The sequence below is a fragment of the Aeromonas sp. MR7 genome, assembly GCF_963899385.1.
GTDB classification, from domain to species: domain Bacteria; phylum Pseudomonadota; class Gammaproteobacteria; order Enterobacterales; family Aeromonadaceae; genus Aeromonas; species Aeromonas bestiarum.
Window position 1 is genome coordinate 379,893 of record NZ_CAWQXH010000011.1, and the last position, 13,600, is coordinate 393,492.

Annotated in this window: 13 protein-coding genes; 1 reads left to right on the top strand and 12 read right to left on the bottom strand. The window is 60.3% G+C overall.

The genetic code is table 11. The annotated features are described in order from the left end of the window. Window positions 1–105: 105 nt before the first annotated feature. From AACW87_RS06735 to AACW87_RS06790, 12 genes are all read right to left on the bottom strand, one after another. The gene (locus tag AACW87_RS06735; protein WP_241324545.1) at window positions 106–873 is read right to left on the bottom strand and encodes a PTS sugar transporter subunit IIA; all 768 of its coding nucleotides are present in this window, start codon (window positions 871–873) and stop codon (window positions 106–108) included. Next, the gene (locus AACW87_RS06740; protein WP_241280296.1) at window positions 874–1,179 is read right to left on the bottom strand and encodes a PTS fructose transporter subunit IIB; all 306 of its coding nucleotides are present in this window, start codon (window positions 1,177–1,179) and stop codon (window positions 874–876) included. 261 nt (window positions 1,180–1,440) lie between these two features. Next, the gene (uhpT, locus tag AACW87_RS06745) at window positions 1,441–2,847 is read right to left on the bottom strand and encodes a hexose-6-phosphate:phosphate antiporter (RefSeq protein ID WP_043134733.1); all 1,407 of its coding nucleotides are present in this window, start codon (window positions 2,845–2,847) and stop codon (window positions 1,441–1,443) included. A 453-nt stretch (window positions 2,848–3,300) separates the two neighbouring features. Beyond that, window positions 3,301–3,714, bottom strand: a complete 414-nt coding sequence (locus AACW87_RS06750; protein ID WP_241324546.1) for a CesT family type III secretion system chaperone — start codon at window positions 3,712–3,714, stop codon at window positions 3,301–3,303. A gap of 8 nt (window positions 3,715–3,722) precedes the next feature. Then, complete coding sequence (locus AACW87_RS06755) at window positions 3,723–5,144, bottom strand: hypothetical protein (protein WP_241324547.1); 1,422 nt, start codon at window positions 5,142–5,144, stop codon at window positions 3,723–3,725. Between the two features lie 172 nt (window positions 5,145–5,316). Next, window positions 5,317–7,221 (bottom strand): fructose-specific PTS transporter subunit EIIC, encoded by a 1,905-nt coding sequence (locus AACW87_RS06760; RefSeq protein WP_241324548.1) that lies wholly within the window; start codon window positions 7,219–7,221, stop codon window positions 5,317–5,319. A 466-nt stretch (window positions 7,222–7,687) separates the two neighbouring features. Continuing rightward, on the bottom strand, window positions 7,688–8,464 hold the full coding sequence (locus AACW87_RS06765; RefSeq protein ID WP_241324549.1) for a phosphotransferase family protein: 777 nt from the start codon (window positions 8,462–8,464) through the stop codon (window positions 7,688–7,690). An 11-nt stretch (window positions 8,465–8,475) separates the two neighbouring features. Continuing rightward, window positions 8,476–8,775, bottom strand: coding sequence for a hypothetical protein (locus tag AACW87_RS06770; protein WP_241280289.1), 300 nt, complete (start codon window positions 8,773–8,775; stop codon window positions 8,476–8,478). Window positions 8,776–8,981: 206 nt separating this feature from the next. Then, window positions 8,982–9,440 (bottom strand): GNAT family N-acetyltransferase, encoded by a 459-nt coding sequence (locus tag AACW87_RS06775; RefSeq protein ID WP_241280287.1) that lies wholly within the window; start codon window positions 9,438–9,440, stop codon window positions 8,982–8,984. Window positions 9,441–9,575: 135 nt separating this feature from the next. Then, a complete protein-coding gene (locus AACW87_RS06780; protein ID WP_241280286.1) occupies window positions 9,576–10,034 on the bottom strand; it encodes a GNAT family N-acetyltransferase in 459 nt (152 codons plus the stop codon). 63 nt (window positions 10,035–10,097) lie between these two features. Beyond that, on the bottom strand, window positions 10,098–10,361 hold the full coding sequence (locus AACW87_RS06785) for a hypothetical protein (RefSeq protein ID WP_241324550.1): 264 nt from the start codon (window positions 10,359–10,361) through the stop codon (window positions 10,098–10,100). A 254-nt stretch (window positions 10,362–10,615) separates the two neighbouring features. Then, window positions 10,616–11,653, bottom strand: coding sequence for a Mal regulon transcriptional regulator MalI (locus AACW87_RS06790; protein WP_241325012.1), 1,038 nt, complete (start codon window positions 11,651–11,653; stop codon window positions 10,616–10,618). A 316-nt stretch (window positions 11,654–11,969) separates the two neighbouring features. Here AACW87_RS06790 and malX point away from each other — a divergent pair, with 316 nt between their 5' ends. After that, window positions 11,970–13,556, top strand: a complete 1,587-nt coding sequence (gene malX / locus AACW87_RS06795; protein ID WP_241324551.1) for a maltose/glucose-specific PTS transporter subunit IIBC — start codon at window positions 11,970–11,972, stop codon at window positions 13,554–13,556. Window positions 13,557–13,600: the final 44 nt, after the last annotated feature.

Sequence of the window (13,600 nt, forward strand, 5' to 3'; positions counted from 1 at the left end):
TGTATCACAGGGGGCCGAGTGGATGGGGCATGGGGATGCGCTCACCCGGCAGGCCAACGCCCTGAGGGCAATGAACGGGGTGAATTGCACCCTATTCAGAGCATCTCAGCTCAGCAGCCCTTCGATGACGATGGCCTGACGGGCGGGGGCCGAGCCTGCGTGCAGCAACGCCGTGCTGACTACCTCGTCCATCATGGCGCGGGCCAGCCGGGTGAGGGGGCGCAACTGCTCGGGGGCGAGCCCGGCCGGGATCGCCAGCAATATGATGGTCTGCACAGGCCCGAGCGCCGATCCCCACTCGATGGGCTCGGCGCAACTGAGCAGCGAGAGGGCGGGCTGGCGGATGGCGGGGCAGATCACGTGGGGCATGGCGAGGCCGGGCCGGATGATGGTGGCGGCGATCTGTTCGCGCTTGGCAATGGCCTGCTCAAGCATGGGCCTGTCGCGCACCAGCTCGACGGGCAAGAGATCGACCAGCATCCTCAGGGCCAGGGATTTGTCCAGCGATGCCATCGCGTGCCCCAGCTGGGCGAGGGAAAAACAGTAGTCGGGCAGCGCCTGGCCAAGGCGCTGCTCGGCCTGGGCGGCGGTGGCGGGGCGGCCAAGGGGCTGGCCCAGCTCCACGCACCAGCAGGTGAAGGCCATGTGGGCCAGCTCGGCATCCAGTCCTTCGATGAGCAGCAGACAGAGATCGCCGGGCTGGGTGGCCAGGGTGAGCAGGGAGAGCTGGTTGGTCGCCTCCACCGTCTGGCGGCGGCTGACGTTGATGAACTGGATATGGGACTTGAACAGTCCGGCCAGCCGGCTCAGCTGCTTGGCCTGGGTGATGGTCAATCCCAGCTGGCAGAAGAAGGTGAGCTCGCGGGTGAGCATTCAGGCGTCGACGGTGGCGGTTTTGAGCACGGCGTTGGCGTCCAGCAGCACGGATTCCAGCGATACCTGGCGAACCCGGCAGCCGAGGAAGCGATCCTTCTGCTCAATCTCGATGTCGGAGGCGATCAGCACCAGATCGGCGCAGGCGATGTCCCGCGCGGTGAGAATGTTCTCCAGTCCCATGGCGCCCTGGGTTTCAACCTTGATCTTCAGCCCCAGCTTGTCGGCGGCTTTTTGCAGCGCCTCGGCGGCCATGTAGGTGTGGGCTATGCCGGTGGGGCAGGCGGTGACGGCGAGGATCTTCATCGGTTCTCGAAGCAAAGAGAGGTGGGCCAACAAGATAGCGCCAAGGGGCGGACTTTGCCAAAGCTGCGGGGCAAAAATGGGATCTTGGCAGCCCAGTGGTGCCTGCGTGCACAGGGGATGGCAAGGGCCTGGATTCATCTGCTGACGATGGGAGCGACAATAAAAAACCGGCCCCGCCAGAAGGCGGGGCCGGTTGCATTCAGTTAACGCGGGTTCAGGCTGACTGGGTTGCCAGCTCGGCGGCGTTCAGTTCACGCTGGTTCAGACGGATTGGGTAGCCAGAGTAGCGGCTTTCAGTTCCCGTTTGATACGGCGGATCTTGCGCTCCTCGGCCACGGCCACGCAGGCCATCAGCACCAGACAGGCGGCGGCTGCCATGTCCAGCGCCGCGAAGGTGCCGGCCCAGCCGGTCAGACCGAAGATGGGGGTGCCATCGGCGATCATGCCCAGACCCAGCTTGGCGAAGCTGTCACCTATGAGGTAGGCGAAGGTGCCCTTGACGCCATCGGCCACGCTTATGCCCTGCTTGGGTACAAAGCCCACGGCGGCCACGCCGATCAGCAGCTGCGGACCAAACACCAGGAAGCCCAGGGTGAACAGTGAGCCGAGGAACATGAACTGGGTGGTGGCGTGCTGGTAGAGACCCAGGGTCGCGATGATCAGCGCCAGTGCCACGCAAGCCACCAGACCACGACGGCCGTTGGCCAGATCCGAGAGGTAACCCCACATCAGGGTGCCGACCAGGGCGCCCACTTCGAAGAAGGTGAAGCCCTGGATGGCGATCTCCTTGGAGAAGCCCAGCTCCTGGTGAGCGTAGACGGTGGACCACTGGTCGATACCGATGCGCACCACGTAGAGGAAGATGTTGGCGAAGCAGAGCAGCCAGATCACCTTGTTCATCAGCACGTACTTGACGAAGATCTGGCCCTTGGTCAGCTTCTGCTCTTCGGTGGCGATGTCTTCTTCGCTGGCCACCTCGTCAAACAGCTCTTCTACCTTGCCCAGGCCATAGGCTTCCGGTGAATCGCTGCCGAAACGCAGGCCAACGAAGCCGACCACCAGCGCTATGATGGACGGGAAGATGAACATGCCGAGCACGTTGCCATCGAACAGGTAGTTGGCACCGAACAGCGCCACACCGGCTGCACCGGCACCGCCCACGTTGTGGGAGAGGTTCCACATGCCGAGATAGGTACCGCGCTTGTTGCGGGGGGTCCACTTGGTGATGGTGGAGTAGCTGCAGGAGCCGCCGCAGCTCTGGAAGAAGCCGCTCAGCGCATAGAAGAAGATCATGAAGTAGAGGCTGAAACCCGTGCCGCCCATGCTGGCACTGAAGCCCAGCATACAGAGGGCGGAGAGGATCAGCATCAGCGGCAGGAACTGCTTGGTGTTCTTGCCATCGGCGTAGTAGGAGACGACCGTCTTGCCCACCCCGTAGGTGATGGAGAAGCCAAGGCCAATCATGCCGAGCTCGGTCATGGAGAGACCGTACTCCTGGATCATGTCATTCTGCGCAATGTTGAAGTTCTTGCGGATCAGATACATGGTCAGATAGCCAATAAATACAACCAGATAGGATTGCATAAAGGGCTTGAACCAGAGTTTGCGCCGGGCTGCGACCGGCAAGTCCAGGGTCGGGACCCGCACCTGCTTGAGAAAATCCAACATATTCATCCTCTGCGAGATAGTCGGTATTTCCGCCGCGCCCCTCACTTTTTGGTTGGTGTTAGAGGTCGCGCCACGGAAAGGACAACAGCAAGAGGTTGGACTGTGCGCCTCGCTCTCCTGTCGATTGAACCCATGCCCACTCCCTGCGCCACTGCGAGGGTCGGGTAACTACATCAGGTAGCGTGACTTTAATGAGGCGCGGCGCAAATGGCGTGAGAGCCATCCCTAGGGGCATTAGGAAAATTTCCTAGTTTGGCGGGATCCGGCCATGAAGCGTGAAGGGGATCACAGCGTGGCGGCATATTGCCGCCATTTCAGCTTGTTTGGTGGTGGGGTCTGCTGTGGATGAGGATGCATGGTTGGTGAGAGAAGCATGGAGTCTGGTCGCGAGTGCCGAACTGGTGGGGGAGCCATACAGTTGAAAGGCCACCTTGCGGTGGCCTATCTCTATTTCTACACCCTCAGGCTTGGCACGCTGTCGCCACGTGGTCTTTCTCCCGTTTCGCTGGCCAGCATCACTGCTTTTGCTACCAGTTGTTGCAAGGCCCGCTGGAGCTGCGGTGCCTCGGCCTTCGCCAGTGACAGCTGGCACCAGAGGATCAGGTGATTGTCCTGACCCAAGGCAACCCGGATAGTGCCGGGCTCGGGGCTGAAGAGGTTATCCTGCAGCAGCTCGCGGGCCTGCGCTTCGCCGCCAAGCACGCCTGCACGCAGAAACATGACCAGGCTCTCCCCGTCGAGTGGGGCCAGATGGATGGCCCAGAGTTTGTCCAGTGTGAGGCAGGCATGGCCCGTCTCATCCTGATCTATGGTTCCGATGTCGAGGTGTGCAGCCAGTTCGCCAAGGCGAGTCGTATAGAGGTTCATGGTCTGACTCATCCCAGATAGTTGTTGCTGACGTTGAAGCGGCCCTTGTTCTCATCCTGCGGGCGACAGAAGTGGCAGACCAGCTGATCCGGCAGCCAACCCAGCGTGTCCTTGAACCCCTGCAGTAGATCGGCAAAATGAACGCCTTTGGCTTCACGGTTGAGCAGCACGAAGTCAAATGGTTGCGCGGCGCCGTCCCGGTTCATTCTGCCGATCAGCTCGGCCGCTTGCTCGGGCTGGGTACGGATGCCGCCATCCAGCCGGTAGTTGGTCGCCTCCCGGCTCAAGGTGCCATAGATCTGGCTTTCATCCCGGAAAGCGACCCGATCATCCTTCAGCTTCTCGGCAAAGGCCATGGTGTTGGAGACCAGCACGTTGTTGCGGGTCGAGGCAAAATCAAATTCAATCCCTTCCGGCTTGGTGAAGGTCCCCTCATTGACGCCGCTCCCGTGGGATGAGAAGAGCACATTGCGGTTGAGCTGCTGTTGGCCACTGAACAGATAGGCTATCTCTTTGCCATTGATGGTGATGGGTGTGATAGCTATCTGGTGTTGCCGCTCCAGCGAAGCGCGTGCAGCCTCGGGCAGATTGGTGCCGCTGACCTTGATGTGCAGACCATCGCTCAGGCGGGCGACAATATCATTTTTGGCAAACAGGCTGTCGGCTTTGGCCAGATCCTCTGCGCGAAGAGCACCCTTGCCAGGAATATGGATGCCGAAGCTGCCGGGTTTGCTGGCGCTGGGCCAAATCGCGGGGCGGTCGAAGTTGGCTGCCGGTTTTTCTGCGAGCACGCTGACGGCGCCGCCCCAACGAGCCTCGAGCTGTCGAGTTTGCTGGCTGGCACTGTAAGCGTCGAGTTGACTCTTGGCATCTGCCAGCGTCGGTGCGTGTTTCATGCCTTGGTCCGGAATAAATATGCCGAATTGTCCCGGCTTGCTGGCACTGGGCCAAATGGCGGCAGCATTGGTGCCGGGGGCCGGTTTGCTGGCCAATACCTGCACATCTTGTCCTGCGAAATGGTGGCACAGATCCACCATGCCGTTCTGGCCACGGGGAGGCAGGGCGGGAGCCGGTGTTGTGGCGCGCTCGGGTAGCGGTGGTGGCAGTTGGCGAGAGGCGGCATCCAGCAGCAGTTTGGCATCCGCGAGTGATAGCTGATCGGAGCGCAATCCGGCGAGAATTGCATTGCCACCTGTATCTTGCTGTAGCTTGAAGTTGGCGATATGCGGCAGCAAGCCTGCCACTTCCTGCTGATTGAGGGAGATGTTGCGAACCTGCTCCAGTACTGCGCTGGCAAATGCATGCTCCTGGCTGGATGCACCCGCACCAATGTTGCCACGGCCGCTATTGCCAAGACGACCGGCTTGATCGGCGTGACCTAACTGGCTGATTTGCTGATTGACGAGTGTCTGTAGGGCTTGGATCTGCATTGAACCTCCTGTTGTGTGTCTGGAGGTCATTCTATGGAGATGGTGAGGTGCACTCCGTCAGGAAACGGCACTCAATTTGTAGAAAATGGTTGCAGTGATAAGAGGAAACGATGAGCGCGGGGTAAAAAGTGGAGAGGCCGAATGGCCTCTCCAAGCTAGTATTCACGGGGGATCAGGCCGCCTTGGCCAGTTCCACCTCGTCGGTTTTCTTCACCCGCAGTTTTTTCAGGGCAACCGCCACCACGCCGGTGACGATGGCGCCGCAGATCATGCAGAGCAGGGCCAGCAGCGGCTTGTTGACCGCACCCAGCAGGGCCACTATGGGGCCACCGTGGGCCACGCTGTTGGTGATGCCGAACAGGAAGGCCATGACGGCGGCTGTCATGCTGCCCAGCACGTTGGCCGGAATGACCGCCAGCGGGTCGCGAGCGGCGAACGGAATGGCGCCCTCTGAGATACCCACCAGACCCATGGCACCGGCGGCTTTACCCGCTTCAATTTCGGAGGCATCGAAGATCCCCAGCTTGCGACCGAGCACAGTCGCAAGCGACATGCCGAGCGGCGCGGCCGGGATGGCGCAGGCCATGGCCCCCATGAACTGGGTCTGGCCGGAGGCTATCATGCCCACCGAGAACAGGAAGGCCACCTTGTTGACCGGGCCACCCATATCAAAGCCGGCCATACCCCCCAGTACGATCCCCAGCAGCACCAGGCAGCCACCGCTCATGGAGAGCAGCATGGTGTTCAGACCCGTCATCATGTCGGCAATGGGGGCACCTATGATGAAGATGAAGACGGCGGCGATAAACAGCGATCCGACGATGGGCGCGATCAGGATAGGCACCAGCGGCTGCACCATCTTGTGGTACTGGCGGGTGGCAATCCAGCGCACCAGATAACCGACCAGCAGGCCCGCTATGATGGCACCGATAAAGCCGGTACCGGCGTCGGCGCCGTAGAAGCTGCCGTTGTTGGCGATCCAGCCGCCGATAAAGCCCGGTGCCAGCGCGGGTCTATCACCGATGGCGTAGGCGATGTAACCCGCCAGTATGGGGATCATCAGGGTGAAGGCGGCCACGCCCACGTTGAGGATCTGGTTCCACATGCTCCCTTCCGGGATCTGCATGCCGCTCGGGGTCGGGTTGCCGCCGATGGCCAGTGCCAGCGCAATCAAGAGACCGCCGGTCACCACGAACGGGATCATGTGAGAGACGCCGTTCATCAGGTAGCGATAGAGGTCTGAACTGCCGCCGGTGCTCTTCTCTTCACCCTTCTTGTCTTCTTTGCCAGCCACATAGGCCGGCGCCTTCAGCGCCTGCTCGATCAGTCCCTTGCCATCCTTGATGGGGGCCTTGACGCCTGTCTTGATGAGCGGCTTGCCGTTGAAGCGGGCCATGTCCACCTGCTTGTCACAGGCCACGACTATGGCGCTGGCGCGGGCGATCTCGGCCGTGGTCGGACTGTTCTTGACGCCGATGGAACCGTTGGTCTCCACCTTCACCTCGTAACCCAGCTCCTTGGCGGCACGCTCAAGGGACTCGGCCGCCAGATAGGTGTGGGCGATACCGGCCGGGCAGCCGGTGACACCTATGATGAAGCCTTTGTCGGCAACAGGGGCGGCTTGCTCTTCTTTCTTCTCTAGCAGCAGGGCCAGCGCGGCGGCCGGGGTCTTGGTGGCCAGCAGTTTGGCAATGAAACCTTCTTCGATCAGCTTGGCGGAGAGCTCGGCCAGCACCTCGATATGGTGGTTGGCGCCACCGGCCGGGGAGGCAATCATGAAGAACAGCTGTGACGGCTTGCCATCCTCGGCGCCGTAGTCGATGCCGCTGCGGCTGATGCCGATGGCCACCGCCGGGGTGCTCACCGCCGCGCTCTTGGCGTGGGGCAGGGCAACGCCCTCCTCGAAGCCGGTATTGTCCAGCGCTTCCCGGGCCCACAGGTCCTTGATGAACTGTTGCTCATCGCTGACCTTGCCCTGCGCGACCAGCAAGCGGGCCATCTCGCTGAAGACCTCTTCCTTGCGGGTGGCCTTTAAATCGAGCGCGATCAGCTGCTCGTTGATAAGGGTGGTGATCATGGTGTTCTCCCCGCTCCTCGATGGAGCCTGTTGGCATGCCACCCGTGCTGGCACGGCATGCAGACAAAATTGACCTCACTATTATCCCGCCCGCAGGGCAGCACACCTATCGGACAAAGCTGCGGAATACTGGATTTTTGTGCGCCATCACCTCGAGTGTGACCCCGATCGCAAAGCGGGGAGACAAGAGGGATGGGGATGGATTGAATCGCCTGTTATTTTATTTTTTTTATAAATCATGCTTTTATTCTTTTCTGTGATGAGGTGCTCTGGCTGTTCTCCGAGTGTTTGCTCGAGCGAGAGGTTATTTCTTTCTATAAATTTGTGAGGTGAAAAACTGTGGTGGTATGTGAACCAACGCACACAAATGGCAGTGATTGGGGAAGATGAGAAGAGATCACGGGAGGAAAAACTGGAGAAATGGGTTTGGCAGGAGAGGGGAGCGAAAGCTCACTTTGCGAGGCGGTTATATCATATGCGCGACCGAATCGAGCCAGTGCGGAACCCGTTGCCGATACCAGTCCAGATAGCGCTGCGCTTGCGGTTTCTCTCTTCTGGTCAGCAGATTGGTGACCTCAATAATCAGCCAGCACTTCGCCATGATGAGATGGCGCAGCAACCGGTCGCCAGAGAGAAGCGAACTGTGGCGCAGGTAGTGTTCAATGATGGCTTCATACTCCGCCAGTGAACCCACCTGTGGCACCAACGGAGCCAGATCGATGGCCGGGCTGCCATAACCAAATCGCTCCCAGTCAAACAACACCAGCTCACCATTGTCGCGGGTGCCCCAGTTACCCTCATTGCTATCCCCCGAGATGAGACAAGGCTCCGCAAACAGCTCGTGACCAAGCTGCTGAATATGGTGAATTGTCTCACTGGCTGATTCCGGCAGACAGAGCACAGAGAGCGCCGCGTCGGTATCGGCGAGCGACCAGCTGTGCGCTTTCAGCGCAAAATCGGGTTGATAGCGACTGTTGTGCAGACTGGCCAGCTGAACAAAGGTCTGCTCGCTGTGGTGCAGTTGCGTGAGGGTGACCGGATTGGGGATCTGCTCAAGGAACAGGGCCTCCCCCTCGACTCTGAGCAGAGCCGGGGTGTTGACCCCGCGCAAATGGGGAGCTGCGCGTTGGTAAAAATGGCGCTCGACCGGTGATGCTCCGCTTTTTCTGATGCAAGGAGTGCCATCCAGCATCTGGATATTTACGGAGGCACTCCCCATCTTTGCCAGCTCGTGTTGCGTCATCCAGTCCCCCGTTAGCTATGAATGGCCAGTTGAGTGAGATAGCTATTTACCTCTGCGCGAGTCGTGAAATGGCGCTTATCACTTTGGCATCGTTCAAATAGCTCGCGATGGAATTGGCGGGAGCTTTTGCTGGCTCGCTGCCCATATTCCGATGCCCACACCAGCAGTTTGTGAAAGTTATCTTCGGCTGCCATTGCATCCCGTTGCTTGGTGTTTTCCGAGCCGCGCGATATCAGTGAATCACGGCATACAGACCAGTCGAGATCCAGAAATAGCAAGGTATCGGCGGTATCAAGCAGCTGTTCGGCCAAGGCACCAAATATCCCTTCGACCACCCATGAGGGCTCTTGGGCAAGTGTTTGAATGGCAAAGTCAATCTCATGCTGGGTCGTTTTTGGTTAAAGCCGCCTGGCTGCCAGACAAGAGTGTCCAGATTGACCTCGCGGATATTTAACCGCTCTTTTCTGGAACAGATATCTGGAGGCTGGAAAGTAGAGGTGATGACGCTGAGAGTGGATTAAAAGTAGGTTGGCGGTTCGCCGACATAGCGTGGCCGCCTATGAGAGAAATACATGCAATCACCCCCCGGAATGCGCCTATACCCCAGCCTCTCGTAGAAGTGATGGTCGATATCTGCATGGAGGAAGGTGGCGACGGCATCGGGACTACCCAGCAGCATGCCTGTCACCCCACGTAGCAGATGGGTGCCAAATCCTTGCCCCCTCATCGCAGGTGTCGTTGCCAGTGAACCTATGCCAAAACAGCCCTGGCCAAGGCCAAATCGGTCCCGATAGACGATAAGGGAAGAGACAGGCTGATTGTCCACAATAAGGACATACCACACACCGGAGCGGTATTTTTGACTGGCGTGGCAGCTCGCCAGATATTCAGTCGGTGACAGTCCTTCGCCCCAAGCATCAAAGCCCATCCAGAAGATGGCATTCAGTTCATCTGGGCTGGCTTTTCTTGTCTGCATCCTGCATTCATCCCTTTACCAGTGTCATGGCGATCGATATGGCTCTCGTTGCTTTCGATGAGATGTGGCGACGCTGAATTGATCCCCCCACCATTTATCCCCAGGGCGCTACAGGCTGCTGAGGGTAGGGATAGCCTAGCCCAGTTCAAGGTAGAGTCGCAGCATATCCTTGTGCTGGATGCCGTGCTCCATCAAGGGTTCCGGGTAGTGGATAAGGAAGTGATTTTTTACGACGGTATCGACGCGAAAGCCGTGGCGTTGGTAGTAGGTGAGCTGGTGGCCGAAGCTGCCGGTACCGAGCTCGACGCGGCATACCCCTTTCTCGGCCAGGCTCGTCAGTACGAAGCGCAGCAGGCCGGAGCCGATGCCTTGCTGCTGGCGGTTGGGGGCAACGGCGATATTGAAGATTTCGGCCGTTTGCTCCCCCACCAGACCGGCCACGCAGGCTCCCACTACCTCGTTGCCATTGTTGCCCGCCAGGGCGGCAAAGCCCCAGGATCCGGGCAGATAGGCGGCAATGCGCTGCTCAGCGGGATCCGCCTCCAGCAGCAGCGCCAGCGGCAGTTGACCGGGGTCCATCTCGACAAACGTCATCTTTATCTCGCTTTTATCTTGCTCTGTGTTAGTGATTATCCGGGGCGCGCCGTCCTCTGGGCCTCAATACTCAAGAAACTTCTCGCCGCAGCGCTCGCAGATCAGGTGCTTTACATGGGTGGTCTGGTAAGCCAGCGTTTCGCCAAATGCCCAGTTGGTGAGGATGCTGGCGCGAAAGGCTTGCCAGAAGGCCTTGCGCGGCTCTTTGGGCATGATGTCCTGGCTGTGATCGCGGGCTACCAGCACCACGATATGGCGGGTGCGCTCCCGGCATTTGTCACAGCGATGGATTTCACTCGGCGGGTTTTGGTCGTGCGGGTTGCTCATAAAGGAGCTCGTGAAGAGAGTGGGCGCCCATCATATCCCTCTCCACTTGGCTCTCAATCTCTCCTTGCCGACGCAGTGAGCAGGCTCACATTTTTGCGCTCGCACTTTTCTGCTTGACCACAGCTGCCCCTGGCCTGCGCGCTGCAACCGTGTGCCTCAAGCCGATGCCCGCTTTTGCGGTTTGCTGGTGAGCGGTGATGATATGGCGGATGGGGGCAAGTTCGGGCTGCTGCAGACAGGCCTGCCTTGCCAACTCAGGCCGACTCTCGTTTTTGCAGATTGGGGGTGATGATATGGCGATGGGGGGCAAGTTCCGGTTGCTGCATCCGGGTCAGCAGCCGCTGGGCGGCCTGGCGGCCAATTTCGCGGGCCGGTGAGCTGACGAAGGTGAGGGCGGGGGAGGTGAGCTCGGCTTCCGCCACGTCGTCAAAACCGAGCAGGGCGACCTGCTGGCCTATGTAGTTGTCCTTGCCCACGGTGCGCCCGCTCGCCTCCACCCCGTAAATGCCGCCGAGCGCCACCTCGGGGTAGTGGCAGAGCACGGCGGTCACCTTGGGATGCTGGTGCAGCAGCTGGGCGATTGTGTCGGCGGCGCTGCGCTGGGTGCGTTCGCACTCGAGCACCCACTCGGGTTTGAAGGGGAGGCCGTATTGCAGCAGGCTGGCACAGTAGCCGCCGATACGCTCGGCACGGGTGAGGGAGTCGGCCCGCCCGCCCACGTAGGCGATATGGCGGTGGCCCTGTTCGATGAGATAGGTGGTGGCCTGCTGGGCGGCGTGGGTGTTGTCGGGGCCGATAAAGTCCACGTCATCACGATAGTAGGAGCGTGCGGCGCACACCACCGGCAGCTGTGAGCCCAGCAGGGTCTCCAGGGTTTTGGCCGCCGCGCCGCGCACCGGATTGAAGATGATGCCTGCCACCCCCTGCCGTGACAGCGACTGTATGCTCTGCTGCAACCGCTCCGGGCTGTGGCCGCACTGGGTCAGAAACAGCAGATAGCCCTGCTGCTCCAGCACTTCGCTCACCCCTGCCGTGACCTCGGTATAGAAGGGGTCCGTGATGTCGCGCAGGATCAGGCCCACCAGGTTGGACTGCTGGCTGCGCAGGTTGGCGGCGGCGCTGTTGGGCACGTAATCGAGCTGTTTGATGGCCTGCTGCACCCGCTCGGCAGTCGCCGGCGAGATGCGCCCCTTGCCGCGCAATACCATGGAGACGGTAGTGACCGAGACCCCCGCCAGCTGGGCGACATCGGTGATCTTGGCGTTTTTCGATACAAGCGGTTTGGGCGACATAGATTTGGACGGCATGGGTTGTGACGACATAGGGCGAGTGCTGCAGCCATGGGCAAAGAGACCGGAGAACCACAGCATACCCCCTCGTATACCCAAGTGAAACGTTACATCACGGCTGCGCCGATCTGGCTCACAGATTTTGATCCTCTCGCCATTCGGGCCCGCCATTCTGTGATCCTGTCGGCACTTGCGAGTTGATAAAACGTTTTATCATCCGCAAAACCTGATGCAGGCTCTCTCCGCTGTTTGCCCTCGCCGAGCGCAGTGCGGGAGATCGGCATCGAGACGCGACCTTCACTTCACAAGGATCAGACACATGGCCAAGTCCCCCGCCAAATCCACCATATGGGAGTTTCTGCAGAGCCTCGGCAAGACCTTTATGCTGCCGGTCGCCCTGCTGGCTTTCTCCGGTATTCTGCTCGGTGTCGGCAGTTCGCTCACCAGCGATGCGGTCAAGCAGAGCATGCCCTTCCTCGACAACATGGTGCTGCAACTGCTCTTCCTCTGGATGACTAAGGTGGGGCTGGTGGCCTTTATCTACCTGCCGGTGATGTTTGCAGTGGCCATTCCGCTGGGACTGGCCCGTGAAGAGAAGGGGGTGGCCGCCTTTGCCGGTTTCGTCGGTTATGCGGCGCTCAACCTCTCCATCAACTTCTACCTCACAGTGGCTCATGTCATCGGTGATGCCGCGGCGGAGAAGGCCTACGGGGTGAAATCCATCCTCGGCATCAGCTCCATCGACACCGGCATTCTGGGGGCCATCATAGTCGGGGTGATAGTCGCCAAACTGCACGCCCGTTTTTACACCTACCGGATGCCGGATGCGCTCGCCTTCTTCGGCGGTGCCCGCTTCGTGCCCATCATCACGGCGCTGGTGCTGGGAGTGGTCGGTCTGGTGGTGCCCCTGGTTTGGCCCTGGTTTGCGGCCGGCATCAACGGCATAGGGACGCTTATCTCCCACGCCGGTCCCTTCGGCCCCTTCCTGTTCGGTACCGGCGAGCGTCTGCTGCTGCCGCTCGGCCTGCACCACATTCTGGTGGCGCTCATTCGCTTCACCGAAGCGGGCGGCACGTCGCTTGTGTGCGGCAACGAGGTAAGCGGCGCCCTCAATATCTTCTACGCCGAGCTCTCCTGCGCCGACACTACCCAGTTCTCGGTGTCGGCCACCTCCTTCCTCTCTCAGGGCAAGATGCCCGCCTTCCTCGGCGGCCTGCCGGGGGCGGCGCTCGCCATGTATCACTGCGCCCGCCCGGAAAATCGCGGCAAGATCAAGGCGCTGCTGGTCTCCGGCGTGGTGGCCTGCGTCATCGGTGGCATCACTGAGCCGCTGGAGTTTCTGTTCCTGTTCGTGGCGCCCGTGCTCTACGTCATCCACGCCATCCTGACCGGTCTGGGCTTCATGACCATGGGGCTGCTCGGTGTCACCATAGGCAACACAGACGGCAACCTCATCGATTTTCTGGTGTTCGGCGTGCTGCAAGGCACCGCCACCAAGTGGTATCTGGTGCCGGTGGCGGCGGCCATCTGGTTTGCCATCTACTACGGGGTGTTTCGCTTCGCCATAGTGCGCTTCAACCTGAAAACCCCTGGTCGTGAAAAAGAGAGCCGGGAGAGCGAAACCGGCGAGACCGCCCAGCCAGCGGGCAAGAAGGCGGGCAACAGCGGTTACAACGGTGAAATCATCCTCAACGCCTTGGGCGGTGCCGACAACATACTGGCGCTGGATAACTGCATCACCCGCCTGCGGATGTCGGTGCAGGACATGAGCCGGGTCGATGACAAGGTATTGAAGGCGAATGGCGCCATCGGGGTGATCAAGCTCGACGAGCACAACCTGCAGGTGGTGATAGGCCCTCAGGTGCATCTGGTGAAAAACCAGCTGCAGAGCCTGATGGGGGCCTGATCCGGCCCGCCTGTTGCCTTGATCCTACGGGGGCGCCATGCCCC

Bases quoted from the DNA above. Each gene is read 5' to 3' on its own strand.
- AACW87_RS06735 (WP_241324545.1), bottom strand. From the start codon at position 873: ATGCTCACCCGCGAGCTCACCTTCTTCTGCCAGCTGGGATTGACCATC.
- AACW87_RS06740 (WP_241280296.1), bottom strand. From the start codon at position 1,179: ATGAAGATCCTCGCCGTCACCGCCTGCCCCACCGGCATAGCCCACACC.
- uhpT (WP_043134733.1), bottom strand. From the start codon at position 2,847: ATGTTGGATTTTCTCAAGCAGGTGCGGGTCCCGACCCTGGACTTGCCG.
- AACW87_RS06750 (WP_241324546.1), bottom strand. From the start codon at position 3,714: ATGAACCTCTATACGACTCGCCTTGGCGAACTGGCTGCACACCTCGAC.
- AACW87_RS06755 (WP_241324547.1), bottom strand. From the start codon at position 5,144: ATGCAGATCCAAGCCCTACAGACACTCGTCAATCAGCAAATCAGCCAG.
- AACW87_RS06760 (WP_241324548.1), bottom strand. From the start codon at position 7,221: ATGATCACCACCCTTATCAACGAGCAGCTGATCGCGCTCGATTTAAAG.
- AACW87_RS06765 (WP_241324549.1), bottom strand. From the start codon at position 8,464: ATGACGCAACACGAGCTGGCAAAGATGGGGAGTGCCTCCGTAAATATC.
- AACW87_RS06775 (WP_241280287.1), bottom strand. From the start codon at position 9,440: ATGCAGACAAGAAAAGCCAGCCCAGATGAACTGAATGCCATCTTCTGG.
- AACW87_RS06780 (WP_241280286.1), bottom strand. From the start codon at position 10,034: ATGACGTTTGTCGAGATGGACCCCGGTCAACTGCCGCTGGCGCTGCTG.
- AACW87_RS06785 (WP_241324550.1), bottom strand. From the start codon at position 10,361: ATGAGCAACCCGCACGACCAAAACCCGCCGAGTGAAATCCATCGCTGT.
- AACW87_RS06790 (WP_241325012.1), bottom strand. From the start codon at position 11,653: ATGTCGCCCAAACCGCTTGTATCGAAAAACGCCAAGATCACCGATGTC.
- malX (WP_241324551.1), top strand. From the start codon at position 11,970: ATGGCCAAGTCCCCCGCCAAATCCACCATATGGGAGTTTCTGCAGAGC.